Annotated in this window: 25 protein-coding genes and 1 pseudogene; 13 read left to right on the top strand and 13 right to left on the bottom strand. The window is 38.2% G+C overall.

Annotated elements, in window-relative coordinates; all coding sequences use genetic code 11:
* Positions 1 to 180: 180 nt before the first annotated feature.
* Complete coding sequence (gene bcp / locus AAHI02_RS13040) at positions 181 to 630, bottom strand: thioredoxin-dependent thiol peroxidase (protein WP_346983610.1); 450 nt, start codon at positions 628 to 630, stop codon at positions 181 to 183.
* 33 nt (positions 631 to 663) lie between these two features.
* On the opposite strand from bcp, the gene nth reads away from it, so the two are divergent.
* Positions 664 to 1284 carry an endonuclease III gene (nth, locus tag AAHI02_RS13035; protein WP_346983609.1) on the top strand — a complete coding sequence of 207 codons (621 nt, stop codon included), beginning with the start codon at positions 664 to 666 and terminating at the stop codon, positions 1282 to 1284.
* Between the two features lie 85 nt (positions 1285 to 1369).
* On the opposite strand, the gene AAHI02_RS13030 is transcribed toward nth, so the two are convergent.
* The 3 genes from AAHI02_RS13030 to AAHI02_RS13020 form a co-directional block, all read right to left on the bottom strand.
* Complete coding sequence (locus AAHI02_RS13030) at positions 1370 to 1816, bottom strand: DinB family protein (RefSeq protein WP_346983608.1); 447 nt, start codon at positions 1814 to 1816, stop codon at positions 1370 to 1372.
* Between the two features lie 80 nt (positions 1817 to 1896).
* Positions 1897 to 2286, bottom strand: a complete 390-nt coding sequence (locus AAHI02_RS13025) for a DUF1398 family protein (protein ID WP_346983607.1) — start codon at positions 2284 to 2286, stop codon at positions 1897 to 1899.
* A 180-nt stretch (positions 2287 to 2466) separates the two neighbouring features.
* Positions 2467 to 4263, bottom strand: coding sequence for a DUF885 domain-containing protein (locus AAHI02_RS13020; RefSeq protein WP_346983606.1), 1797 nt, complete (start codon positions 4261 to 4263; stop codon positions 2467 to 2469).
* Positions 4264 to 4521: 258 nt separating this feature from the next.
* On the opposite strand from AAHI02_RS13020, the gene AAHI02_RS13015 reads away from it, so the two are divergent.
* From AAHI02_RS13015 to AAHI02_RS13000, 4 genes are all read left to right on the top strand, one after another.
* Positions 4522 to 4983 carry a hypothetical protein gene (locus tag AAHI02_RS13015; RefSeq protein ID WP_042722834.1) on the top strand — a complete coding sequence of 154 codons (462 nt, stop codon included), beginning with the start codon at positions 4522 to 4524 and terminating at the stop codon, positions 4981 to 4983.
* Between the two features lie 176 nt (positions 4984 to 5159).
* On the top strand, positions 5160 to 5864 hold the full coding sequence (locus AAHI02_RS13010) for a MotA/TolQ/ExbB proton channel family protein (RefSeq protein WP_346983605.1): 705 nt from the start codon (positions 5160 to 5162) through the stop codon (positions 5862 to 5864).
* Positions 5865 to 5923: 59 nt separating this feature from the next.
* Positions 5924 to 6322 (top strand): biopolymer transporter ExbD, encoded by a 399-nt coding sequence (locus tag AAHI02_RS13005; protein WP_346983604.1) that lies wholly within the window; start codon positions 5924 to 5926, stop codon positions 6320 to 6322.
* Between the two features lie 34 nt (positions 6323 to 6356).
* Complete coding sequence (locus AAHI02_RS13000; RefSeq protein WP_346983603.1) at positions 6357 to 7238, top strand: ferric siderophore ABC transporter substrate-binding protein; 882 nt, start codon at positions 6357 to 6359, stop codon at positions 7236 to 7238.
* A 15-nt stretch (positions 7239 to 7253) separates the two neighbouring features.
* On the opposite strand, the gene AAHI02_RS12995 is transcribed toward AAHI02_RS13000, so the two are convergent.
* Both AAHI02_RS12995 and AAHI02_RS12990 read right to left on the bottom strand, forming a co-directional pair.
* Entirely contained in the window at positions 7254 to 7646 is a 393-nt protein-coding gene (locus AAHI02_RS12995; protein ID WP_346983602.1) for a hypothetical protein, read from the bottom strand.
* 119 nt (positions 7647 to 7765) lie between these two features.
* Positions 7766 to 9169 carry a nucleoside recognition domain-containing protein gene (locus AAHI02_RS12990; RefSeq protein WP_346983601.1) on the bottom strand — a complete coding sequence of 468 codons (1404 nt, stop codon included), beginning with the start codon at positions 9167 to 9169 and terminating at the stop codon, positions 7766 to 7768.
* A 166-nt stretch (positions 9170 to 9335) separates the two neighbouring features.
* Here AAHI02_RS12990 and AAHI02_RS12985 point away from each other — a divergent pair, with 166 nt between their 5' ends.
* Positions 9336 to 9677: a hypothetical protein gene (locus AAHI02_RS12985; protein WP_346983600.1), complete on the top strand. Its 342-nt coding sequence runs from the start codon at positions 9336 to 9338 to the stop codon at positions 9675 to 9677.
* A gap of 92 nt (positions 9678 to 9769) precedes the next feature.
* A complete protein-coding gene (locus AAHI02_RS12980) occupies positions 9770 to 10147 on the top strand; it encodes a hypothetical protein (RefSeq protein WP_346983599.1) in 378 nt (125 codons plus the stop codon).
* A gap of 60 nt (positions 10148 to 10207) precedes the next feature.
* Here the strand turns inward: AAHI02_RS12980 and AAHI02_RS12975 are convergent.
* The 7 genes and pseudogenes from AAHI02_RS12975 to AAHI02_RS12945 form a co-directional block, all read right to left on the bottom strand.
* Positions 10208 to 11723 (bottom strand): annotated as a pseudogene (locus AAHI02_RS12975) (GH3 auxin-responsive promoter family protein).
* A 250-nt stretch (positions 11724 to 11973) separates the two neighbouring features.
* A complete protein-coding gene (locus AAHI02_RS12970) occupies positions 11974 to 12384 on the bottom strand; it encodes a BrxA/BrxB family bacilliredoxin (RefSeq protein WP_042722826.1) in 411 nt (136 codons plus the stop codon).
* A gap of 1465 nt (positions 12385 to 13849) precedes the next feature.
* Positions 13850 to 14584, bottom strand: a complete 735-nt coding sequence (locus AAHI02_RS12965) for a DNA-binding domain-containing protein (protein WP_346983598.1) — start codon at positions 14582 to 14584, stop codon at positions 13850 to 13852.
* 88 nt (positions 14585 to 14672) lie between these two features.
* A complete protein-coding gene (locus tag AAHI02_RS12960) occupies positions 14673 to 16097 on the bottom strand; it encodes a hypothetical protein (RefSeq protein ID WP_346983597.1) in 1425 nt (474 codons plus the stop codon).
* A 558-nt stretch (positions 16098 to 16655) separates the two neighbouring features.
* Entirely contained in the window at positions 16656 to 17189 is a 534-nt protein-coding gene (locus AAHI02_RS12955) for a hypothetical protein (RefSeq protein ID WP_346983596.1), read from the bottom strand.
* A gap of 335 nt (positions 17190 to 17524) precedes the next feature.
* A complete protein-coding gene (locus AAHI02_RS12950; protein ID WP_346983595.1) occupies positions 17525 to 19315 on the bottom strand; it encodes a metallophosphoesterase in 1791 nt (596 codons plus the stop codon).
* 86 nt (positions 19316 to 19401) lie between these two features.
* The gene (locus tag AAHI02_RS12945; RefSeq protein ID WP_346983594.1) at positions 19402 to 20172 is read right to left on the bottom strand and encodes a hypothetical protein; all 771 of its coding nucleotides are present in this window, start codon (positions 20170 to 20172) and stop codon (positions 19402 to 19404) included.
* A gap of 402 nt (positions 20173 to 20574) precedes the next feature.
* Here AAHI02_RS12945 and AAHI02_RS12940 point away from each other — a divergent pair, with 402 nt between their 5' ends.
* The 6 genes from AAHI02_RS12940 (at position 20575) to AAHI02_RS12915 (ending at position 25210) form a co-directional block, all read left to right on the top strand.
* Complete coding sequence (locus AAHI02_RS12940) at positions 20575 to 20781, top strand: hypothetical protein (protein WP_346983593.1); 207 nt, start codon at positions 20575 to 20577, stop codon at positions 20779 to 20781.
* A 63-nt stretch (positions 20782 to 20844) separates the two neighbouring features.
* Entirely contained in the window at positions 20845 to 22473 is a 1629-nt protein-coding gene (locus AAHI02_RS12935; protein WP_346983592.1) for an ATP-binding protein, read from the top strand.
* A gap of 76 nt (positions 22474 to 22549) precedes the next feature.
* Entirely contained in the window at positions 22550 to 23068 is a 519-nt protein-coding gene (locus AAHI02_RS12930; RefSeq protein ID WP_346983591.1) for a DNA-binding response regulator, read from the top strand.
* Between the two features lie 204 nt (positions 23069 to 23272).
* Positions 23273 to 23605 carry a YegP family protein gene (locus AAHI02_RS12925; protein WP_346983590.1) on the top strand — a complete coding sequence of 111 codons (333 nt, stop codon included), beginning with the start codon at positions 23273 to 23275 and terminating at the stop codon, positions 23603 to 23605.
* Positions 23606 to 23615: 10 nt separating this feature from the next.
* Complete coding sequence (locus tag AAHI02_RS12920; RefSeq protein ID WP_346983589.1) at positions 23616 to 24686, top strand: type I restriction endonuclease; 1071 nt, start codon at positions 23616 to 23618, stop codon at positions 24684 to 24686.
* A 5-nt stretch (positions 24687 to 24691) separates the two neighbouring features.
* The gene (locus tag AAHI02_RS12915) at positions 24692 to 25210 is read left to right on the top strand and encodes an SH3 domain-containing protein (RefSeq protein WP_346983588.1); all 519 of its coding nucleotides are present in this window, start codon (positions 24692 to 24694) and stop codon (positions 25208 to 25210) included.
* The last annotated feature ends 464 nt before the right edge of the window (positions 25211 to 25674 follow it).

Below are 25674 nucleotides of genomic sequence, written 5' to 3'. Positions count from 1 at the left end.
TTCCAGGCGATTCTGAAGAGCTGATGTATTTTGAAACAGAGTAATTTACTGTTCTTTATAGGATTCGTAATGAAGGAAATCTTAAAATAAAATCATTAAGTTTGTCATCCTGAAAGGATCTATACAAATCTTGAAAAGTTTGCATTGAGATGCTTTTAGCATGACAAATAGGCTGTAAAATTATCCTTCTAAAATCTGTTCTGTAGCCGTTTTGGAAGTCACTTTTTCAATCACTCTTTCGCAGATCCCTTTCTCATCAAAAATAAAGGTGGTTCGCACAATTCCCATATATGTTTTTCCAAACGTTTTCTTTTCCTGCCATACCCCGAATTTTTCAAGAATTTCGTGGCTTTCGTCGGCAATAAGATCATATGGGAAGGCAAATTTACTATGGAAATTTTTCTGCTTTTTTACAGAATCACCACTGATTCCCAACAATTGAAATCCGGCCTTTTCCAGTTTAGAATAATTATCACTCAGATTGCAGGCTTCCACAGTACACGTAGGAGTATTGGCCTGAGGATAAAAGAAAATAACTAATTTCTTCCCGATTAAATTTTCAGAACTCACTGTTTCTCCATCCTGATTTATTCCTTTAAATTGAGGTAATTTATCTCCAGTTTTCAACATAATGATTTATTTTTGTTCAAATTTAATGGTTACATGACAAAAAAGCAAAGAGCCGAGCTTGTTCAGACAGAATTAGAAAAATTATATTCCGAAGTTCCCATTCCACTGGATCATACTGATCCCTATACTTTAATGGTTGCCGTAGCACTTTCTGCCCAGACGACCGATAAAAAGGTAAACCAGGTTACCCCAAATCTTTTTAGAGTAGCGGGAACTCCCGAAAAAATGGCTAAGCTGGAAGTTTCAGAAATTAAAGAATTAATTAAGGAAATCGGACTTGCGAATACAAAAGCCAAAAACCTGAAAAGAATGGCAGAACTGTTGCTCGAAAGGCACAATGGAGTAGTACCCCAAACCTATGAAGAACTGGAAGCTCTTCCCGGAGTTGGTCATAAAACGGCTTCAGTGGTCATGAGTCAGGGCTTCGGATTTCCCGCTTTTCCGGTAGATACGCATATTCATCGTTTGATGACACAATGGAAACTGACTTCAGGTAAAAACGTCGTAGAAACCGAGAAAGATGCAAAAGCCATATGGCCGGAAAGTGTCTGGAACAAGCTTCACCTTCAGATCATTTTTTACGGACGAGAATATTCCCCGGCAAGAGGAAAAGGGGAAAAGGATTTTATTACAAAAATGTTATTTGAAAAATAAATATAGCGGCATAAATTACCCTCTTCTGGAAAAGTGGATAAATTTTCAATGAAAATTTAGACGGGGTGGTTTAAAGATTAAATCACTACAAATCAAGCAATCTGCGATGATAATTAATCTGCCCCAAATGATAGCTCAGATGCCCAAACAGATGAATCATGAAATATCCTGTAGTCATCTCATAGCCTAAAGGTTCAGACGGATATTCTTTCTGAAGGTCTTCTGGGGATAATCTTTCAAGCGATGAATTTACGATTTCGATCGTACTTTCGATCTGCTGAATCAATTCGGTTCTCGGAACATCTTTTAATGAAAATTCAAGTTCTCTGTTTCTTACATAGCCTGAATTTCCAAGTGTTGCGCCGATATAATTATTAAGGTTTCCAACAAGATGAAGACAAAGGTTTCCGGCAGAATTAGAGATGTTTTTATCGGTTTTCCAGATGATTTCTTCATTTCGATATGATTCGATCTCCGTTTTTAATTTATTCAAATCTCTGGTAAAAAGTGATTGTAAGCTTTCTGTCATCATGATCTTTCTTTATGAATTTGAGATAAAATTAAAGAATATTCCAAAAAAAGCCACAAAAATTAATCTGTGGCTTCAATATTTTAGTGAGGGATTTCTTCTGTCAGAATTTCGTTTCCTGCTTTATCGTAATAAATGCAGGTAAAATTATCCAGATCAACAACCCATTTTTCAATTCCGGTTTCCGCGCAATCTTCACAAAATTTCATATAATCGGTTTCACCTCTCTGATGACTTTTAAGCTGCTGAACAAACGTTTCTTTATCAGAATCATCAGCAATTACTAAATCTTCATATTGAGGTTCTGAAATTGTCGTAAAATTATTTTCTCCAAAATATTTGGTATGGCTGTCTTTCACCCAGGTTTCGAAAGATTTTACACCGAATTCTTTAATTTCTTTAATGTAATTTGGGAAATCTGCTCCTGATTTCACTTTGCTGTGCGCATTTTCAATTTGTTCTATGGTAAACATTTTTTTCTTTGTATTTTTTTATTAAGCTTATTTTTACCGCAAAAGGGGCAAAAGAATTTTAAAAATATTTTAATTTAAAGTCAATTAAAAGTTTTCAAAAGCTTATGTTTTCTTTCAAATTCTATTAATTTTTCTCAAAAAAATTATTTAAATCTTTTGTAACTTTTGTGGTGAAAATAATTATTTCTGTTTTTTCGCCCAAAGCTCCATTTTTCTGTTCAAAACATCTAAAGGAAGACATCCCTGGCTCAGAACTTCGTCATGAAGCTTTGCCAAACTGAATTTGCTTCCCAGCTCCTTCTGATATTGATCTCTCAACTCACGGATTCTTAAAGACCCGATTTTATATCCCAACGCCTGGCCCGGCATTGCCATATAACGTTCAACCTCTGCGGTCGCACCGGCTTCATCATAGGAAATATTGCTTAAAAAATACTTGATGGCTTCTTCCCGTGTCATTCTTCCGGTATGTAAACCTGTATCTACAACCAATCGTACAGCTCTCAGCATCTGGTCGCTTAAGTATCCCATTTTTTGATAAGGATCTGTATACAATCCGAATTCAGGACCTAAAGTTTCACAATAATGCGCCCAGCCTTCTCCATATGCACCAAACCATCCGAATCTCATGAATTTAGGTAGCTTTGTATTTTCCTGCTGAAGGGAAACCTGATAATGATGTCCGGGAATTGCTTCATGCAGAAAGAGTGATTCCATTCCTGAAGTTACGTTGAATTTTGTAGGATCCGGAAGTGGAACATAGAAAATTCCCGGTCTTTTTCCGTCAGGTGTTCCCTGAATATATTCTGCACTCGCACTGGCTTCCCTGAATTTTTCTGTCTGCCTGATCTCAAACTTAGTTTTCGGGGTTACGGAAAACATGGTTTTCAGCTGCGGAGTTATTTTGGTTAATATTCCGTTAAAAGCATTCAAAACTTCTTTCGATGTTTTATAAGGCATTGCTTTAGGATCTGTTTTCACATAACTGATAAATTCTTCCAGCGTTCCGCTAAAGCCAACCTGTTGTTTTACTTTTTCCATTTCGGAACGGAGCATCGCTACCTGCTGAAGTCCTATTTTATTGATTTCTTCAGGAGTTTTGTTGGTTGTCGTCCAGCTTTTTGCATAATACTGGTAAATTTCCTTTCCGTTAGGCAGGCTGTTGTAACCATCTGTGTCTCGTGCTTTTGGCAGATATTCTTTCTCAAGAAAATCGCCCATCTTAACGTAAGCAGGAATAATTTTCTTGGTAATGGTTTCTTTATAAAGAGCTGAAAATTTTTCTTTCTGCTCTTTAGTAAAATCTTTAGGGAAGTTTTTTATTGGACCGTAAAAAATATTTTTATCTAAATCGGTCGTCGTAATTTCTTCGGCTCTCATCTGCGGAATCATTTTTACGACAAGTTTTTTAGGCAAAACCATTTTGTTGTTGATTCCTTCGCGGAAATTATCCGTTGCCGCATTCATCCAGTCCGGAAACTTTTCCATCCTTTTGAGCCAGTCGCTGTAATCTTTTTCTGTTTTGAAAGGCTGGCTGCCTTCTCCGCTTCCGTACAGCGGGAAGTTCAATGGAAGTCCTCCGAATTGGGTGAAAGGAATGTATTCCGGGTGATACCGGTATGCCTGAACTTTGTCTTTCAGCATAAAATCCAGCACATCATACACAACTTTATCGTCATCAGAAAGATTTTTATAATCAACATTTTCCAGCTGCTTCTGCACAGAATTGTAAAAAGCAACCTCCCCGGAAATAAAATCCTTATCTATATTGATGGGAAGCTGGTCATTATATCTTAAATCTCCCTGCGAAGTGGCGTCCAAAGGATATAATTTCAGATATTGCTCATAATAATTGGAAGCAATGGAGTCCAAATTGGAAGGCGTTATTTTGGTTAAAGGAGAATCATATTTTTTGCAGGAAGTAAGGCTTACAGCGATACCCAACCCGATCATGGTTTTCGATAAAATGTTTTTCATTTTTCAGATTTCTTAAAAAACAAAAATAAATATTAAAACGATTGATTTTATTTTTAAATTTAAAAACGCTAAGATTTTGTACAAAAGTTGTAAAGTCTTTTAAATATGGCTTATTTATGTTAGAAATCACATCAGCAAATTAAATAAAACGATTTTCCCAAAAAAATATTTTCCCAAAAATTTTTCACGTTCAATCTATTTTTTATCTTTGTTGAAAACGTTTACAATCATATTATTACAGTTCTTTTTTAAGAAAAAATGAAAGGGATTTTAAAAATTTACCATCCGGACGAAACGCTAAAATACAATATCAGAAATACTTATTGTAAAGCGGTTTACAGCAACCAACAACATTTCCTAGAGGTTGAAATTATTACGGATGACAGTCTGGATCATGTGGATGATGATTCTCTGCAGTACAACTTTCCTCAGCTTTCGCTTGAAGTTTTTGATTTCCCTATCGACTCTGCGGAAATAGAAGGAAAAACTATTACGATTAATGATTCCGACGAAGAAACTTTCACGGAAGTAGATCTTTTTGATGACGAAGAAGCTTTTATCTATGATAATGAGCTTCAGTTTGATAAGAATGAAGAAGACGTACTTCAGGTAGTATGGAAAGGGACGATCAATGATTTCTATACAGGTTCGGAAACCCCGATTCCTTTCAGGCTAAAATGCGAATTTAAGCAGGACGATATTGAAGTAGACGAGGATTAATCCTTCTCACTTCTTTTTCCGATCCTTATATCAGATTTCTTTTCAGAATTTTTTGGAAAGAAGTTTGCTGTGGATGAAAATAACAAATTTTAAAGTGTTTTTAAGCATTTTTTAAGATATGATTTCATAATATTCCACTACATTTGTCGTTACAACTCTTATAAAAATACACATTAATGCTGTTAACGGAACTTACTCAGATTTTATTTGCACAGGTTGCTGCACCTGCGGTCGGGGCAGAAGATTTAGAATTTTCATTTTGGAAGATCATGTTTCATGGAGGCGCTTTCGCCAAAATAGTAATGGTGACCGTGCTCCTGTTGGGTGTATTTTCCGTTTATCTCTTCTTTGAGCGTTTTTTCTTTATTAAAAGACTGACGTCAAAAACAGATGCCAACTTTATGGATAATATTGAAGATTTCATTAAAGAAGGCAAAATGGAATCAGCGCTGGATTACTGTAAACGACAAAACTCACCGGAAGGAAGAATCCTGGAAAAAGGAATCTCAAGGCTTGGAAGACCGGTATCTGATATCGTAAGTGCTATGGAATCTCAGGCTCAGGTTGAGGTTGCCAATATGGAAAAGAACCTGAATCTTCTGGCGGTTGTACCAAGTATTGCACCGATGTTGGGGCTTTTGGGAACGGTGATCGGGATGATTATTGCTTTCTTTAATTTGTCTCATGCAAGTGGGTCTTTCTCTCCAAAAACGTTGTCTGAAGGTATTTATACGGCATTAGGACAGACTGCGGTTGGTCTTGCAGTGGCAATTCCGGCGAACTTTTTTTATAATATTTTATTGACAAGAATTGATAAATTTGTATTGAAAGCTCAGAATATGTCGGGAGAATTTTTAGATCTTATCAACAAACCTTTATAAGTCTTCATATGAAACCGAAAGGTTCCGTCTGACCATTAAAAAACAAGAAAAGTAAACAGATGAAAATTCAGAGAAGAAATAAAGCAAACCCCGAGTTCAGTTTGGCAGCGATGACCGATGTTATCTTGCTGATGCTGATCTTCTTTATGGTAACATCTTCCGCCGCGAATCAAAGCGCCATTGATGTAAAACTGCCGAAAACGGGAGCTGTTGAAGATAATATTCCAAATCCTCTTACGGTAAGTATCAAGCCTGACGGATCTTATTTTGTAGATGATACTCCTGTTGAAAAAGCACAGCTTGAGCAGACGATCGTGAATAAGCTAACCAGCCAGACCAACAAATCTTTTACCATACGTGCAGACGAAAATACGATGCATAAAGATGTGGTTTTTGTAATGGAGATTGCCGAAAAGTATAAATTTAATATTGCCATTGCAACGGTTAAAGATAAATAACAACTCCGAAACCCTCGGAAAGGATCCTTTTAAAATGAGAAGCGAGATTATAAACAGAGACGAACAAAACCGGGATCGGGTAAAAAGTGCAGTGCTTTCTATCCTGATCTGGTCTGCGATCTTGTTATTTGTTTTTTTATATAAATTAAAGCCGGAACTGGATGAGCAACCCGAAATTGTAACCACCATGCTGGTAAATTTCGGGGACAACAGAAACGGAAACGGAGCGGAAGAACCCGCCGACCAACCGGGAAGTTTAGCAGCTGCAACGGAGGATGTCACAGAGCCTGCAGAAGCCTCTGTTCCTGAAACGAAAACGGTAATCAAGCCGGAGCCTCAGCCTGAAACACAAAAATCAGAAGCTAAGGATAAAATTATTACCGGAAACAATTCAAAAATAAGTGTTCCGAAAAAAGAAGAATCTAAGGCAGAAACCAAGAAATCTTCAGCCAGTACCAGCGCTGCAAAGAACAATAAAAAATCCGGAGCCGTAACCTCAAACTCAAAAACAGGAAACGGAGACGGAAAAGGAACAGCAGCCATCGGAAACCTGATCAGAGGACGAGGAACAAAAGCCGGAAGCCAGGGAGACGGAAATGGAATCGGAAACGCAGGTGATCCTTTAGGTGGTGATGGAAATGGAGACAGTAAAGTGGGGATCGACAGAAAACTGGTTGGGTTTATTCCCGGAACAATGGGTAGAGGAGGAGCGCAACCTGCCAACAGCTGTACCGCAAGCGGAACCATCACCATTGCCTACACGGTTGATAAAGCCGGAAATGTAGTTTCTGCAAGAAGATCAGGCGGAACTTCAGATCCGTGTATTACCTCCAACGCAGTCTCATGGGTTAAGAAATATGTAAAAGCTGAAAAAGCCAGTGTTTCTTCCACCGGAACCTATAAAATTACTTTCTAAACATACAAAAACACTTTATTCAAGTGCTTTTTTTATTTCTGAAATTCTGTTAATCACTGGTAACGCGAAAATACCGCTGGTCTGAAGATAGAGTTCATAAAAGGTTTTTCCTTTGTCCAGAAAGTCATTGTTGGCTTCTGCTTTTCCTTTGTAATAAAAAAGATTCCCCAGCATTTCATAATAATCTTTATGATCTCTTTCCTGTCTTTCATTTACGATTTCAATGATTTCCTCTTTTGTTTTGGAAGAAATTTCTGTGAAGCTCATCTTGAAAATATCTCTCATTAAAGAATCGAAATCCAATTCTTTTTGCATTAAACTTTCTTCAGGTTTATCCAAAATCAGTTTTTCCAAGGCTTGGCTTAACTGGCGTATAAGTCTTAGCGTAAATTCTTTATCTGTTATCATAATCTGATTTAAAATTAACGGTGATTTCGAGAACCTCAATCACCGAAAGGGTTTGAATATTATCCTAATTTTGTTGTTATCATAAGTTAGTTGGTGCATGAGGCTTCCGAAGTCACCTTTTATGCAAAAAATAAATATGCCAGAGCAATAGAAGTTATAATTCCTACGAGATCTGCCAGAAGCATTGCAACTACAGTATATCGTGTATTCTTCACGGCTACTGCCCCAAAATAAACGGCGATTACATAAAAGGTCGTATCTGAGCTTCCCTGAAGAACAGCTGCTAATTTTCCCTGAAAGCTGTCTGCCCCGAAAGTCGCCATTGTATCGACCATCATTCCTCTTGCTCCTGAGCCGGAGAGCGGCTTAATGAGAGCTGTCGGCAGTCCGTCTACAAAGCGTGGATCCAGATTGGCGGTATTGGCAACCCATTTCATTCCGTCAATAATCACATCAAAAACTCCGGAAGTCCTTAGCAGGGAAATCGCGATCAGCATTCCGACCAGGTAAGGGATAATTTTAACGCAGGTGGTAAAACCTTCTTTAGCCCCTTCAATAAAAGCATCAAAAACATTAATCTTTTTATAGACTGCACCTAAGACTATTGCCAGAAAGATAAAGAGTATTAAACCATTGCTTAAAACTTTACTGAAATCATCCAGCTGATCTTTGCTTAATTGCACGAGATACACTACCAATAAAGCGATCATTGCTGAGATTCCTCCCACATAAGCGATCACAACAGGTCTTAATAAATTGATCTTCTGATAAAGGGAAACAATAATCATGGCTGCCAAAGTTGCCGCAAAAGTAGCAATCATACAAGGCAGGAAAATATCTGTAGGGGTTTTCGATCCCATAGAAGCGCGGATGGCAATGATAGAAACCGGAATCAGCGTCATTCCTCCTGCGTGGAGACAAAGAAACATAATCTGCGAATTGCTGGCTGTATCTTTATTCGGATTAAGTGTTTGTAGGCTTTCCATTGCTTTTAAACCGAAAGGTGTGGCTGCATTGTCCAGCCCGAGAAGATTGGCGCTGAAATTCATCAGCATATGCCCGAAAGCAGGATGGTTTTTAGGAATCTCCGGAAAAAGCTTTGAGAAGAAAGGCTGAATAAAGCGGCTTAAAAGATTGATTCCGCCGGCTTTCTCCGCAATGCTCATGAATCCCATGAACAAGGTCATAATACCGATCAGCCCGAGACATATTTTTACGGCCGTTTCGGAAGTTCCTATTACGCCGTCTGCTTCCTGAACACGGTAGACTTTTACATCCTGTGTAAGAGAGTCTGTTTTATAGTGAATTCTGCTGTCTGCAAAATCAGTTCTTTTTACCAGACTGTCCCTCACGATTGGAGAAAGCGTATTCATTTTCTGGGTTGCGATCTGCACTGTGTCACCGCCTTTACCCACCACCATATCGTTAAAAATGGTTTTGTAATGGCTTGATGAAATGTATTTTATACTGGCGATGGCGATGGCAATAATGATAAAGGCCGACCAAATTCTGCTGAGAACCATTCGATTGAATTAAATTTGTTTAAACTTATCAAAAAAACTTCAGATAACAAAGGTGCGGAAAGGTTTTTAAATTTTCCTAATAAAAATTATGTTGATCCTAGAGAAGGTTCAGATAATTGTAGAATCACTATACTATAATTCCGGAATTTCTGCTAAATTCGTTATCATGAAAAATTTGTTTTTTATACTCTTTGTTTCAACGGTTGCAGCCGTTTCCTGTTCCAAAAAGGAGCCACAGGATCTTTATCCGGCAGACAGCCCGAAAGCAAATTACGATACGGTGGCAGTAGATTCTTTTTCGTCCGGTGCGACATCTGTGGATGTGGTTCGCCAGATCAGAATGTCTTCTAAAAAATATCAGGATTCCCTCAAAGAAGCTTTGGAACTTCAGGAGCAGGAGAAAAAGATTCAGCAGGAACTGGAAAAGGAAAACAAGAAAAAAGCTGAAGAAGAAAAAAAGCAGAAGACGGCTGAAACAACTCCTGAGGCAGGAACAAAAACAGAATAACAGACTTTTCATTGAAGAATCTGATGCATCAAAAGAATAAAGAATCATCTTCACAGATTTAATATTGAATATCATTTAAATTATTAATACATATGAAAAAAAACATTTTATCAGGATTAATCGTGGCAACATTGGTTGTATCATGCACAAAATCAACTTCAAAAACTGAGAAGGTAGAAAATCCTGACGGATCCGTTACTACCACGACAACCACTGTTTCTGAAAACGGAATTGGGGTAGATACATCAAAGATCAATGATGTGAAGGAAAAAACTGAAGTCAGAATTGATGAGGCAAGTAGAAAGATAGACAAAGCGGCGGAGGATGCAAAAAATAAGATCGATGCCACTGCAGACAAAACAAAGGAAAACCTGAACCAGGCAGGTGAGGATGTGAAAAAAGCAGCTGCCAAAGGTGCTTCGAAAGTAGAAGAGGGCGCAAAAAAGCTTAAGGAAGATTTGAGTAAATAATCCGACATTACATAAAACCACAGCATTTTGCTGTGGTTTTTTTATTAAAAAGATTGTTATTTATTTATTCAGTTCCAGTAACGGATCTATATATTCTCGGTCATTACTCAGTCTCGGTACTTTATTCTGGCCTCCCAGTTTACCTTTGGATTCCAGCCAGCAGTAAAAAAAGATTGGGTTTGGCAATGTGAACGATCGGCCGTTTCAGTGTTATATTATTATAGCGTTTCGCTTCGTAATCTGAGTTGATGGATTTCAGATGATTGTCAAAAACATCAATAAAACGTTCCAGATCAACCGGCATTTTACAGAACTCGAAGATCCATTCATGGGCACCGCCTTCGTTGTCTTTCATAAAAACGGGCGCCCCCGTAAAGTCGGAAACGGCGGCATGGGTTTCCTCACAGGCTTTTGAAAGTGCAGATTCTACATTCGTGATCATCAGTTCTTCACCGAACGCATTGATGTAATGTTTTGTTCTTCCCGTAATCTTTATTCTGAAAGGATTGGTACAGGTGAATACGACGGTATCGCCGATCAGATATCTCCACAATCCGCCGTTTGTTGTGATAACCATGGCGTAATTCTTACCGACTTCCACATCTTCCAGGCTTACCACTTTCGGGTTGGAAAGGTGAAACTGATCCATCGGGATAAATTCATAGAAAATACCATAATCCAGCATCAGCAGCATTTCGTCGCTGTTTGATCTGTCCTGAATTCCGAAGAATCCTTCGGAGGCATTGTAGATTTCGTAATAGTTAATATTTTTTCCTATGATCTGCTTATACTGCTCTCTGTAGGGTTTGAAGCTGATACCGCCATGAAAGAAAACCTCCAGATTCGGCCATAGCTCAGAGATATTGCTGATATCAGTTTCCTTTATGACCCGCTGAAGAAGAACCATCATCCAGCTCGGAACCCCCAGGATACTTCCTACATCTTCATTTTTTACTTCCGAGGTTATGGCTTTCAGCTTGCTTTCCCATTCTCCCATCAGCGAAACCTTCTTGCTGGGTGTTGTGGTTATTTCTACCCAGAACGGAAGATTATCAATGAGGATCGCCGAAAGATCACCAAACTTGGTGTTGAAATCCGCATACAGCTCTGAGCTTCCTCCCAGACGAAGGTTTTTATAATTGAAAAGCTGGTTTTCCGGATGATTGTTGGCATAGATAGATACCATATCCTTTCCTGCTTTCATGTGGCAATATTCCAGACTCTCTGCGGAAATAGGGATAAATTTGCTTTTGGCATTGGTGGTGCCTGAAGACTTGGCGAAATGCTTGATATAGCCGGGCCAGGTAACATCTTTTTGTCCCTGACGGGCTTTTTCGATATAAGGTTCTATCTGTTCGTAGGTTACGATAGGAACTTTGTTCTTAAAATCCTGGTAACTGGAAATAGAATTGAAACCATATTTCTTTCCGTACTCGGTATCTTCAGCATGGAACAGCTGTGAAAATAAAATACCATTCTGTGTTTCAACAGGATGATCCATAAAGTTCTGAATCTGATCTATCCGCTGACGGATAAACCAGTTGACCACAGTATTGAAAAGTGCTTTCGTTGCCATTTCAACAAATATAACAATATTTGTATTTTCTGAGAACTTTTTATTATGATAAATAATAGGTAAAGCTTATTTTCTCATTACCCGCCATGACTTCACAATAATTTATTCTGATTGAGCGTTTTATGTAATTGTTATAAAAGTTTTCAAACATATTAATATGTTTCTCATAAGAGAAGACGAGCAAAGGCAGGGGGGTAAAAAACAAAAACCGCTACAATCTGTAACGGTTTCATATAAAGATAAGTTGTTCTTAGCAATATTCGTCGTAAGCTGCCTGAAGATTGGCTGCGATAGCCCCTGCAGGATTTCCTTCGATATGGTGTCTTTCCAGCATGTGTACCAATTCACCGTCTTTAAAAAGAGCTACACAAGGAGAACTTGGCGGGAAAGGAGCCAGGTGTTTTCTTGCTTCCATGACAGCTTCTGTATCGAAACCTGCGAAAACAGTAGTCAGGTGATCAGGTTTTTTATCTCCGGTCAAAGAATATACTACGCCCGGTCTTGCTGCTCCTGCTGCACATCCGCAAACGGAATTGATTACCAGAAGAGTTGTTCCCTGTTGTTTTAATGCTTCTTCTACCTGAGCAGGTGTTGTCAGGTCTTCGAAACCTTTATCTGTAAGTTCAGCCTTCATAGGCATTACTAAATCTGTTGGATACATATTTTTGTTTTTTATTCAGCTACAAATTTAAGCATTTCTTTAGTTTCCTTCAATATATAAAAACTATCGGTGCTTTTGTTAAATGAAATGGGTACCAACAGTGGGCCTTCGACTCCGCTCTGGCTACGCCAATCGAAATTCCCATCCTTCGGAGGGGTGGCGGAAATTCCATTGGAATTTGCGACGGGGTGGTGTGTTACGCTATCAGAGTGCAAAGGATATATTTCAACCATGGTTTGCTTTAAGTAGTTTTATCGGTTATGATGGCAATACAAATAATGGCATACGCTCGATGGTGGCTGAGCGGAGCCGAAGCCAGCACTCTCACAATCTCCCTTGAACCACCCCGTCAAAAATTCTTTGAATTTTCGCCACCCCTCCACCGAGGGGAATTTTTAAGTTGTCCTTCTTATCAATTGCAGCCAGTCATTACAATAGTTGGCTTTATGTTCTCTTCTAAGTGGAACGGCTTGGTGAAACTTATATACGCCATACTTTCAAAAAATCTTAGTGCGCTTTGTGTTCAAAAAAAACAATGCAATATTAAATTTAGCTATCATTTGCTGAGCAGAGCGCCATTGCGAACGGAAAATATGCGCAATTAATTTCAAATAAAACCTTGCGCTCGTGGCGTTTGAAATCCATTCCCATGATGTAAAGAGGTGATGATTTCAAGACCCTCAGTCACCGGCATTTTACAACTTTTTGTCATTACGCAGAAACCCTCATACGCTAGCACTCTCAAACCCATCCACACAGTTTGTCATCCGTAGGAATCTCGGCATCGTTGGTAATATTAGCATGTAAAGATTCGGGCTTAGATCCCTATCGGGATGACAATCGGGATGGATAGAATGGAGGTTTGTGAGAAAATCTGCTTAAACCACCCCGTCAAAAATTCTTTGAATTTTCGCCACCCCTCCGGAGGATGGGAATTTTTAAGTTGTGCTTATTATCAATTGCAGCCAGCCATTACAATAGGGGCTTTGCGTTCTCTTCTAAATGGAACGGCTTTGTGAAACTAAATATACACAATACTTTCAAAAAATCTTAGTGGGCTTGGTGTTCAAAAACAATGTGATATACGGTGTCAGGCTGAGCCTGTCGAAGCCTTAGTTATTAGGATGTGAGTATTATACTGGCCCTTCGACAAGCTCAGGGTGACAGGAGTGCATAAATTCAGTGACAGACATCATAGCAACTCTTAATAAAGTCTCGGTGGCTGAGCGGAGCCGAAGTCACCAAGATCCCTCCACTCAGAAACCCTCAAACCCTCAAACTCCAAAACCCTCAAACAAAAAAGACTGCCCTTCCGGACAGCCTCTATTTGTTTTTGTCAACACCGCTTACATCGTACTGTCAACACACCCTTGACAGTACGGTCAACACCTCGTTGATGCTACCATCTACAGACCCTTGATCGGGCGGTCAACGAGGTGTTGACAAATATGACTGATTTTCTTCATCATAGTACCATAAGCAATTTATCAAATATAGCGGTTCTGGGTTCTTTGAGCAGGGCGCCTTGGGTGAACTGAGTCACGATCTCTAAGCGATAGGTTCCTGCTGACAAGTTCGGAATCACCACCATAACCTCTGAAGGATTATTGGTCACCATATCACTCTCTTCTACCATCGTTCTTAGATTAGTGCTGACATTCACAAAGAATACCCCGATAAAAGGATCGTTGCCGGCTACTTTGATCTTGCTTCCTGCAATCTTAAGGTTTCTGCCGGGAGTAAGAAGATCATTAACCGAGCTACTTTTCACATCCGTCACCTGTAAGATCACCGCAGAAGATTCTGCTACACCCAGGATTTCGACCTCAATATTAGGAATCTCTGCCCTGAGCTTTTCTCCCTGGTTGAACTGGAAGATAATACTGTGCTTATCTTTATTAAACGTCTCCGAAGGACTGTCAAATACTCCACGAATAGTGGTATTGGCTGTAAAGTAACCGGTATTAATGGAATACCCGTCACACAACTGGTATGCCATTTCTTTAAGGAACAGCTCCGTTGCATGCTCCATCGCCGAAGCGGAGATATCTGCCCCGCCACGACCTACGGCTGACTGACAGATCTGCTGTACGTTGAGACTTCGCTCGCTTGTCGTACGTGCCGTGAAATCATTAGGATTATCTTTCGTTAAAACGTTATCATACAGATACGCTTTGATTCTGTGAAGAATTGTTGCCATTGTTGTTTATTTTAAATGGTTGTTAAATTTATTATGATAAACCCTAACAGGATTGACAACCTTGTTAGGAGTTATTAATTTGTTGTTATTATAATTTCTCGATAAAGAAGGTAAGATTACTGGCTACTGTCGGACTTGTCATATTATCATTAGATAGCATAGTAATACGATATATTTCTCCTGTAGCATGAAGGGCAACTATCATTCTTCCCTGATCCCTCACAAGTGGATTAAAAGATTTATTCCAGCCAGTCCAATTATTAGCATTTACAGTAATTTGAGTTTGAGTTGTTGCTGTTGTTGTTGGTGTCCCTCCCCCTGTCAGTTCAGCCCAGATAGTCATTTGCGTTGTAACAGCTGGGCTTAACTGAATTGAATTATTAGTATCCCTTACATTAGCAACTAAACCTCCATATCTCACTGATAGATTTCCAAAAGTCGTCTTGGTCGCATTCTGAACAGCAGCATCTGTTGTTGTAGGAATAGGGCTGATTACTTTCTTTAAATATTGAATCGGATTTACACTTATATTTTCTCCAACAGTAGCACTACAGCTCTGACCCAGAAAGCTTAGCGGAACTGAAATGGTATTGGGAGAGGTAAAGTTGGGTGTTCCGGATATAGAATAAGATATGGAGCCATTTCCATAATTTAGCGTTCCAGGATTTAGTGTAAATGTCAGTCCATTCTGGGAGAATGACGTCCCGGAAGAATAGCTTCCTCCGTTACCTCCGGTGTAAGGAACAGTGAGAGTTCCATTATAAGCCGTGCCGGAAGTAAAGGTTGCCGGAAAAGTAGAAGAATCGGTACAATTAAGAGATACAATAGCAGGAGCTATCGTAGGATTATTATTCACCGATCTCCATTCAGTCCCATTCCAGAATACGAATCCTTTAAAGGTTAATCCACCGGTTCCCATATTGTAAACCATCAAACCATTAGCAGGAGAAGCTATCGTCGTTTGGTCTGTAGAACCTGTTAAAGCAACTCTGGGAATAAGCATTCCTTTGTTGGTAGAAGCAACTTCTAAAGCTGCACTGGCATCCGGGCTGCTTGTTCCAATTCCGATCTGGCCATTATCTTTGGATACAAAATCCGTCCCTGCGGCTCTGGCTGTACCATCTGCTTTCGTTCCCAACTTTACCATACCGTTGGTGGTGTCATTGATCCAGGCATCGTTGGTAGTATCCCCGGCTGCTGCACCGTTCATTTTCTGCCATGCGCTACCGTCGAAATAGTAATAACCTTCAGCGGTAATGTTTACTGTTTTGGTATCTGTGGGACTTGCTGCCGATTTGGCATAAACAATCACTCCTTTTTGGGCTGTTCCGTATGCTGCTGTCTTGAGCGCATTGCCATCCAGTTGAGGAATAAGAAGTCCTTCCGGCTTGCTGCCGTCAGTGGTTTTAGGAGTAATGTCTAGAGTGGCTTTGGGAGAAGTGTTGTTAATCCCCACTTGAGCGAATGCTGTGATGCTGAAAAGCAGAACAGCTGTTGTAATTAAATGTTTCATTGTTTTGTATTTATGTTTGTTTATGTTTTGATGACTTTGTTATTTGAACACGAAGTGCGCTAAGATTTTTTTATCTATGATGCGTTTTTTAGTTTCACAAAGGCGTTGCACTTATAGGAGCTCGCAGAGCTTTTAGAGTTGGAGAGTTTTAGAGTTTGAGTGTGGGAGAGTCTTGGTGGCTGAGCGGAGCCGAAGCCACTATTTCCCCTCTCAAACCATCCCATATTCCACTCCGACCCTAAAACGCTCCCACTCTCAAACACTCCGACACAATGATGGCTTCTACAGGCAGTAGATTTTGAAGAAATCGTATCGAGAAGTTTGTTTGAGGATAAATTCATTCTCGATATATTTTTTCTTCACCTTGTTACGAAAAAACACTCGAATTGACGAAACACGAATGGCACTAATGGTTGAACACTAATTTCACAAATATTATGTGGAATTCTTTGCTGAGATCCCTACGGGATGACAAACAGAGTGGATAATCTCCTTTGCTAAAGCATTTGTTTTTATTGGCGTTCAACAGTTTATGTTATTTGTGATAAAACATTAGTGTTATCCGTGTTTAAAATTGGGCGGAGGACGCCCGAAATGATTGATGGTGATATGTTTTAACTGAAAAGGGTAGAACGTGTTATAAACATGTTTTTCCTCATCCCTTCTTGCTCTTACAGATAGAAGAAAAGATGATGGTATTATTTTATGCTGAAACTTTACCGGAGAAGAAGCTCCGATAACAGCTATTGAAGATGAATTGAAAAGGAGTCCAAGACTATGTTTGCCTATTGGACCATTTTTATAGCAAGTATTTTCTGTTGGAGTATTTGTGAACTTCTTATGGGAAACTTTGGAACAAGATGTTTTGATCAAAACCCCGGACCACTTCTTAAAAGATGCTTTTCTCAGGTTTTGACTGGAAATATATATTGGAGAATCTGCATACAAATACGAGTCTTCGGATACAAAGACTACAGAATCAGGGGATATAAAGGTTTGAGCGCTCAATAATGATGAAACGATGACCACAAAAAGGCACAGTAATACCACGCAAAAGCGTTGGAGGGAGAGGGCTTTAGAGGGAAGTGTCATTTGTAGTCTCATGTTTTGTAAGAAAGTAGTCTATCGTAGACTACTTTCTTACATACAAGGCTCACCATTGCAAAACTTCTTAAAAAACAGGTGAAAAACGAGGGGCAGAATTCAGCCTGTTTTGCGCCATATTTTTCTTTAAAGACTTTATGATAAACAAAACTAAGAAATTAGAAAACAATTTGTTGTGTTTGGAAGTAAAAAGAATTTGTTTACATTTGTAGCTGAGAAAAGTAGTCTACGATAGACTACTTTTTTTTATACTCCTATACAACAAGATACATTTTTGTATGATGAAGTGTAGAAGCTTCATTTATGAATGACAGATTATACGGTTAAAGCCTGTTAACGGAACTTGTTTTCAGATCGATCTCAAAATGATCTGCCGGATCTCCTGTATAAAGGAGGGATAGTACTTTAAAAACACTTTTTAGATTCAGGATCATAGGATCATCACCCTCATATTTACTGAAGAGCTTTTCTAGCATCATGTACTGCTGAAGTCTTTCGCCGGGAATATCTTTTTTAGCAAGCTCATCAGCCGACTGAAACTTGTACAGATCGAAGATCAAATCTTCCATTTTCCATTTCTTAAAAGCTTCCTTATGTATTCTTGTTTCCTGCAGCTGTTTGTTGGTTTGTACTAACAGCAATAGGTCTTCACCGGTGAACTCTTTCGTCTTTTCAATAAAATCTTTTGGCCAGTCGCCGGGAATCATTCTCAATCTTACCAGTTCTTTCAGGTGAAACAACATAAAATCGTGATAGGATGCCGATTTCAGGATATCCTTATTCCAGACGGTCTTTTTGCGGTCTTTCTGTAAAACTTCATATTCTTTTTCATACAGCGGGAACAGTTCATTAAATTGGGGAACATCATTTAATACTTCTGTCCGTACCTCCATCTTATCAGGAGACTGTATCGTAAGCACTTTATAAGCCGGAATATAAGCGGCGAGCGATGGAACCTGAATATTTACCAGCATTCTGCCATTAATTTTTCTTATTCCTGTGTCGTTGATATGCATATGTCCTGCGAAATGGATCTGCAGACCGGCCTCCGCAAAAGCCTGTGCGACCTGTTCTTCAGGCACTCTTTCCATCTGCCATTTCTTTTCTCCCAGCAGATCTTTGATCTCTTTTGTTGCTCCGTCGTTGAAGTCAATCATCGGATAGTGGGTGAATGCAATCACTGTTTTGCCGTTCTTGCGTGCTTCTTCCATGGTCTTTTTTACCCATTCAATAAGATGTTTTTTGTGGGTGAGCACATTATTGTATCCGATGCCGGCACCTGTGTAATTCTCGGCATTGGTAGGATTTTCTTTGGTGTTTTTAGGAATGTAGGTGTTGCCGTCGATGGCCATTAACCAAACCCCTTGTACAGGTTCTGCGACATAGCTGAGATCGGGAACCGGAAAACCTTCGGAGACATTGTACATTCTTTGGGTGTAATCTGCGCCCTGCAATGCTTTTTCGTAGGAGTAGTCTTTAGGGGAATACTGCGTGAATGGCGTGCTCCAGAAAAGATCTTGCTTTTTGGGATAAAAGCCGAAGTCTTTCAGCTCATTCAGAATTTCGAGATATCCTGATTCTGCGATGTCTTTGGTAATGATGCTGTTACCGCTTTTCTTTACCCCTTCTTTGCTGTAAATTCCGATAGGGTAGCCGTCCTGCCCGAGAAAATCGTCTTTCCCTGCATCCTGCCGGAATGGCCCTACCGGATCATGATTTCCGGTTGTCATATAAAATTCGATGCCGTATTTCTGATGGTACTGCTCCAGGATTCTGTGTAACCCTCGGAGGTTATACGCCTGTCCGTCATCTGAAAAGTCACCGGGCATGGCGACGATTTTAATACCCTTTTTAGCAATATCATCTAAAGCTTTCAGTAGGGCAAAATAGTTTTCATTAAAGATCCTGGTAGAATGCAGCTGTGCATCCATGGTCCTGAGAATCGTTTCTTTACCTGTCCGCGGATTGATAATTCCTTTAAAATCATTATCCGAAAAGCTTCCGTACAGATCCTGAAAATGCACATCCGACAGAAAAGCAATCTGCACCGGCTTCTGCTGCGCCGAAAGCAGCGTACAGGCAAAGATTAAAAATGAGAATATTCCTTTATTCATCTTAAAAAAAAGACGAAGGTAAAGGAATATTTCAGAAAAGGTTTTAATTGAGTTTTAAATAATAGTTAAAGAGTATTTATTCTTCATTAGTTTCCGGCGTAAGTAGTGAGCATATATTTTGTGGCATCTCTCAGGCTTTTACCATTGTTCGGATTAATTCCATCCATAGTAAAAAACTCTACTTCATTATCATATTTTGAATAATAAGTATTTCCCAGTGCATTGTCAACAGTCAGCGTGTCCGGCTTTGTAATCTTTTTAAAGTATTTCAGTTTAACTGTATCAACGGGTAGCAGTTGATGTTTAGGGTTTTTATCATTACAACTGGTGAGTTTATACTCATTTCCATCCCAATACATGCATCTGTTTTCACTTTCATCATCTCTATTTCCATATGATAAACCGGCAAACAAAACAAGAATCAGCATTCCAATTCCAACTCCGTTTTTTGCCATTTGAGGGACATTAAAAATAGGTGTATTCGTAATGTTGATAATTATCTTAGAAAGCTTTTCTGAAATTGAATCTTCATCGTTGTCAATTTTCAGTTGTATTTTGGTGTCACCTTTATCTTTTTCAAAAGAATAGTTATCGCAGAAATGCTGAAAATTGTTGTAGCCGACATACCAGCTTAACTGATCTAAAGTAATTTCATCAATATCATAATCCTTATTTTCTTTCACTAATCTTTTATGATATCTCACAAAAGTTCTTACATCCCTAGATGAACCAAATTTTGCTTCCAGTTCTAAACTCAAAAAAGTCATAATAGAAACATCACTAATCCTTGTTCGGTTAAGTTCTTTTTTTGCTTTTTCATATGCTGTTTTTACCAGCAATTTTCTCTTTTCAAACATAAATTTCAATAAAGGGGTTAAGATGCTGCCTAAGTTAGACAAAACTTGGACAGTCTCGTTACGGATTTCCGTAAAAACCAATGATTTAGTGCCTTTTGTTTGTCCTGCGTCTGTCTAGGAAAAAGGCTTGTTTCCGTCAGATATTTGTAAAAGAAATCAGGGATAAAAAATAAAATAAGAAATACAAAAACCTGATTTCAAAAATCACCAGATAAAACGGAAGAAAACTCCGGGTTGGGAAGCAGATGTTTCTCTTCCGTTTTTGAAGGTTCACTTCCCAAAAAATTTAAGAAGCGCTTCGAAATTTTTTAACGTGTAGCACCGCCTGCGATCGGTTTCGCAGGGAAGAACACGAATGCTTTAACAATTAAATTTTTTGACAAGATGATTCAATTTATATTAATGCTATTCAGTTTAGCATTCGGACACAATAATGCCCATACATCAACATGCAATAACAATAACAACGGACAGGTAACGACACAATTAGCACCGGGAGGCGGAACGGATCCGGGAACTGGAGTGGATCCGGGAACGGGAACCGGTGGAGATGGCGAGCCGGTAGGAGGAAACACAGGACAATTACCTCCTCCATTTACAAATCCATAAATTTTCAGAAGGGCAGATAGTATTATCTGTCCTTTTTTGTTACTTTGCATTAAACTAAACATCATGAAAATACCAATTCTATTTATTTTACTATTACTAATATTTTCTTGTAAAAAAGAAAATATTAGTACTGATGATAATGCTAATTTTCATAAAGCATTTATATGTAGAGAATCAAAAACATACGATTCAGCATTCTATTATTACAACTTAGCCAAAAATGATCTTATTGAAATTAATGATTCGATAGGCGTAGCCAAATCATTAATAAATATGGCAATAATTCAAACCGACAGAGGCGAATTTTTAGGAGGTATTGAATCTTCGCTTCAGGCGAATAAATATCTTAAAAAAGAATCGGACAGCTTGGTTAGAGTTTTACTTGGTAAAAGTTATAACAATATGGCTATTGCATCAAATTATCTAAAAAACTTTGAAAATGCATATAATTTTTATCTCCAAGCTTTAAAATATGTTGATAATAATGAAGACAGATCTGTCTGCTATAATAATATTGGTGATTTGCTAATTAATGTAGGAAAACCTCATCTTGCAATAACCTATTTAGAAAAAGCCATTCATGTAAAAGATAGTATTAATTACTCTAAAGCATTAAACAATATTGCTAAGGCAAAATATCTTATTGATGCAAATTATAACCCTATACCGGAATTAAATAAAGCACTAGAAATTAGAAAAATAAAGAAAGATGGTTCCGGCCAAAATTCAAGTTTTGAAACATTATCAACTTATTATTTAAATAAAGATAAGGATCTTTCTCTGCAATTTGCAAGAAAGATGCTTGAGGCAGCAACCAATAATGAAAGTCCTAGCGATAAAATATTGGCATTAAAAAGAATTATTATTTTAGATCCTAAAAATTATTTAGAAAACTTTCAAAAGTTCAATTCGATGACTGATAGCCTACAAATTGTTAGAAATAAGGATCAGAGAAAATTTGCTATAATAAGATTTGATGTTGATAAGATAAAGAAAGAAAAAGAGGAAAAAGAAGTAGAAGTATCACAGCGAAATTTTGGTATTGCAGCTTTAGGGTTAGCTTTAATATTTGGTATTTTTCTCTACAGGAGACGAAAAATACGCCTCCAGCAAGAAAAAGAACTCGAAGTAAAAAACACACAGCTCAAAATGTCTAAGAAAGTTCATGATGTAGTGGCGAACGGGCTTTATCACATGATGGTGGACGTACAGAATAATCCGGAAATGGATAAAACCAGAATCCTTAATAATATTGAAAAGATGTATGAAGAGTCCAGGGATATTTCTCATGAAACGATCATTGAGGAAGATTTTTCGTCACGTTTTGTTAAAATGATTTCGTCTTATTCTTCCGCAGAGCAAAAGGTTTTGACGGTTGGATATAATGAGAATATCTGGGAAAACGTCTCTTACCATATTCAGCTGGAACTTTATTATATCCTGCGTGAAGTTCTTGTGAATATGAAAAAGCACAGCAACGCAAAGCTGGCATCTCTTAAATTTGAAAAAGATAATACCCATTTAAAAATAAAATACACGGATAACGGTGTTGGAATTGATCATCTGAATCAGCGTAAAGGCGCAGGAATTCATAATACGGAAAACCGTATTGAATCCATCGGCGGAGATATTACTTTTGAAAAAAATCCTTCAGGCGGATTAATAATTCAAATAACTATTCCAATACACTAAATTATGTTTAAAAAAAGCACTAATAGCCGAGGACCATGAGATCAGAAATTCCGGGATCGTCAATACTCTCGCGGAATTGAACATTAAAAATTCTGATTTCGTAAGTTATTGCGATGATGCACTAAAACTCATTCAGACTGCATTTACTGAGAATAATCCTTATGATCTTCTCATCACTGATCTCTCATTTGATAAGGATCATATCCATCAAAAAATAAAATCCGGTCAGGAATTAATTCATGAAGCACGGAAGATTCAGTCGAATTTAAAAGTTATCGCCTTTTCTATAGAGAAAAAACCTAAAGTCATTGATGATCTTTATAAAGTTTATCAGATCAACGGTTTTGTAGCCAAAGCGAGAAATGATGGGAAAGAGCTGAAGAATACAATAAAAAAAGTTTTTAACGGAGAAACGGTGATTCCGCAGGAGATTTTAAACTCTATCCGCAATACGTCTCTTGAATTTAAAGATTACGATATCCTTTTGCTTGAACTTCTTTCCAAAGGCTGGAAGCAAAGCGAGATTGAGGAACATTTTAAAAAAGAACGGCATCACTCCGGACAGCAAAAGCTCCATCGAAAAAAGATTAAATGACCTTCGCGACAGTCTTGGCGCCAAAAACAATATTGAACTGATTGTCATATGCAAGGATATCGGCATCTTGTAAATTACAGTCAAAAAGCAGTTTAAAAAACCTTTCGGAATAATCCGGGAGGTTTATTTTTTACCATTTACGGAAAACCGTAAGGATTCCGGATCTAATGCTCATAATTTTGGATTATTAATTAAAAATCAATTATGGGAAAATTTACAATCAGTCAAAGAGTAAACAAAGAGTATCAGTTTAACCTGAAATCAGGAAACGGAGAAATTATTTTAACCAGCGAAGGTTATATTCAAAAAGCTTCTTGTTACAAAGGAATCGAATCGGTGAAAGTAAATTCTCAGGACGATTCCAGATATGACAGAAGAGTAGCAGTGAATGACAAAGACTATTTCGTCCTGAAGGCCAGGAACGGTGAAATCATAGGAAAAAGCCAGCTATATTCCTCGAAATCAGGAATGGAAAACGGAATCGCTTCTGTAAAATCCAATGCGCCAACTGCAGAAATTGTAGATGAAACCCTTTAATACTAATTCTATGGATCTTAAAATTAAACTTGAGCAGCTTCACCAGAAAGTTATCGGACTGAAAGATCAGATCGGCACCGAAGAGGCTACAAAAAATGCTTTTGTCATGCCTTTTATACAGATTTTAGGCTATGATATTTTTAATCCGACAGAAGTGGTTCCCGAACACGTCTGTGATATCGGAACCAAAAAAGGGGAGAAGGTAGACTATGTGATCAGAAATAATGATGAACCTATTTTCATCATTGAATGCAAACACTGGAAAGAAAGTGCCGATGCCCACAATTCGCAGCTTCACCGGTATTATCATGTTTCCAAAACGAGATTTGGCGTGTTGACGAACGGGATTATTTATAACTTCTACACAGATCTTGAAAAGCCCAATATTATGGATGAAAAGCCCTTTTTCACGATTAATATTGAAGACTTAAAAGACAGTTCGATCAAAATCCTGGAAAACTTTACCAAGAAAGATTACAACCTGGAAAGTATCTTAGACTCTGCGGAAGCGCTAAAATACATCAAAGCCATCCGGAAAGAATTTGAAAAGGAAATTGAAAACCCTTCCGATGAACTGGTAAAACTTCTGGTCAACCGCTTTTTTGAAAAGCATCTGACTGCCAACAGAATGGTTTCTTTTAAGGAATATACAAAAAAAGCACTCACGACTTCTATTAATGAATCGATCAGCTTCCGGTTGAAATCGGCATTGAGCATCAACGAACAGATCGAAAAAAGAGAAGAGGATGTAAAAAATGCACAGCCCATCGACGATAACAACGAATCTAAAATCGTCACCACCGAAGAAGAGTTGGAAGGATTTCAGATTGTAAAAGCCATTTTGCGGGAGAAAGTTCCTGCTCCGAGAATTGCTTATAGAGATACTTTATCCTATTTCGGGATTTTACTGGATGACAACAACCGGAAACCGCTTTGCAGGCTGCATTTTAATACAAACAACAAATACCTCGAGCTTTTTCACAATGGTAAAGATGCCGGAGAAAAGATTTTGTTAAATAATCTCGATGAGATCTATCATTACAGAAACCAATTGCACCAGACGTTGGAAAATTATAATTAACAACCATGAAAAAACTAATACCCTTCATCATACTTACTTTCAGCGTATTCCTTTTACATTCCTGCATGAAAGCCAATGACAATATTTGGCACGACGGAAGATGTACCGGTTCTGCCAATTGTTCGGCATGCACAACCTGCTCCCGATGCGGACACTGCGGTAGCGGAGGAACGTGCGGCGTGTGCAGTGGAAGTTCTTCTGGCAGAAGTTCATCTTCCGGTAGTTCCTATAAAAAAAGAAAGCCTAAAAAGGACAAAACTTCAAGTTCCTATACTTCTTCAAAAAATAATTCAGGCAAGACTCCGAAAGTTGAACTGAATGTCAATGTCAATTCCAACAACAGTTATCTCGCCGGAATCGGAACGGTCAATATCTATGAAAAACGGTCATCAAAATCTAACATAATAACCACCGTTACTAAAAACACCAAATTGATTCAGCTTTCAAAAGAAGGTCTATGGTATAAAGTTCAGGTGAAACCGAGTGGAAAGAAAGGATATGTTTATTATAAGGATGTAAAATGATTATTCGTGTATTAAGAATAAGCGCATCACTTTTTTCTATTATTTTTAGGAGGCCTTATTTATCTTATTTTCAGAACGGAAAGACTGATCATGTTTCGTTGGGTCGAGTATCTGAACCTTTCCGATATCATTACTAATTTACAAAAGATAAGCACTCTTTATATTTTGCCAGATTGGTTTAAATACAGTTTGCCAGACGGATTATGGATCTATTCTTACACAGCTATATTATTAGAAATATGGAAGAAAACCATTACAAAACAAAATGTTTTTTGGATTCTAAGTATTCCTACGACAGCTGTTTTATCTGAATTTTTTCAACTACTTAAAATTCTTCCGGGAACTTTTGACCTTACAGATTTGACCTTTTATTTTGTAGGAATACTGATTCCTTTTTGTCAGACAATAATAATAAATTTTAACAAAACAAAATTATGAAACACATTAAACACGCAATTTCAGCA

This window comes from Chryseobacterium sp. POE27 (assembly GCF_039727685.1).
Classification (GTDB): Bacteria; Bacteroidota; Bacteroidia; order Flavobacteriales; family Weeksellaceae; genus Chryseobacterium.
This window is presented reverse-complemented; position numbering and strand designations above follow the sequence as displayed.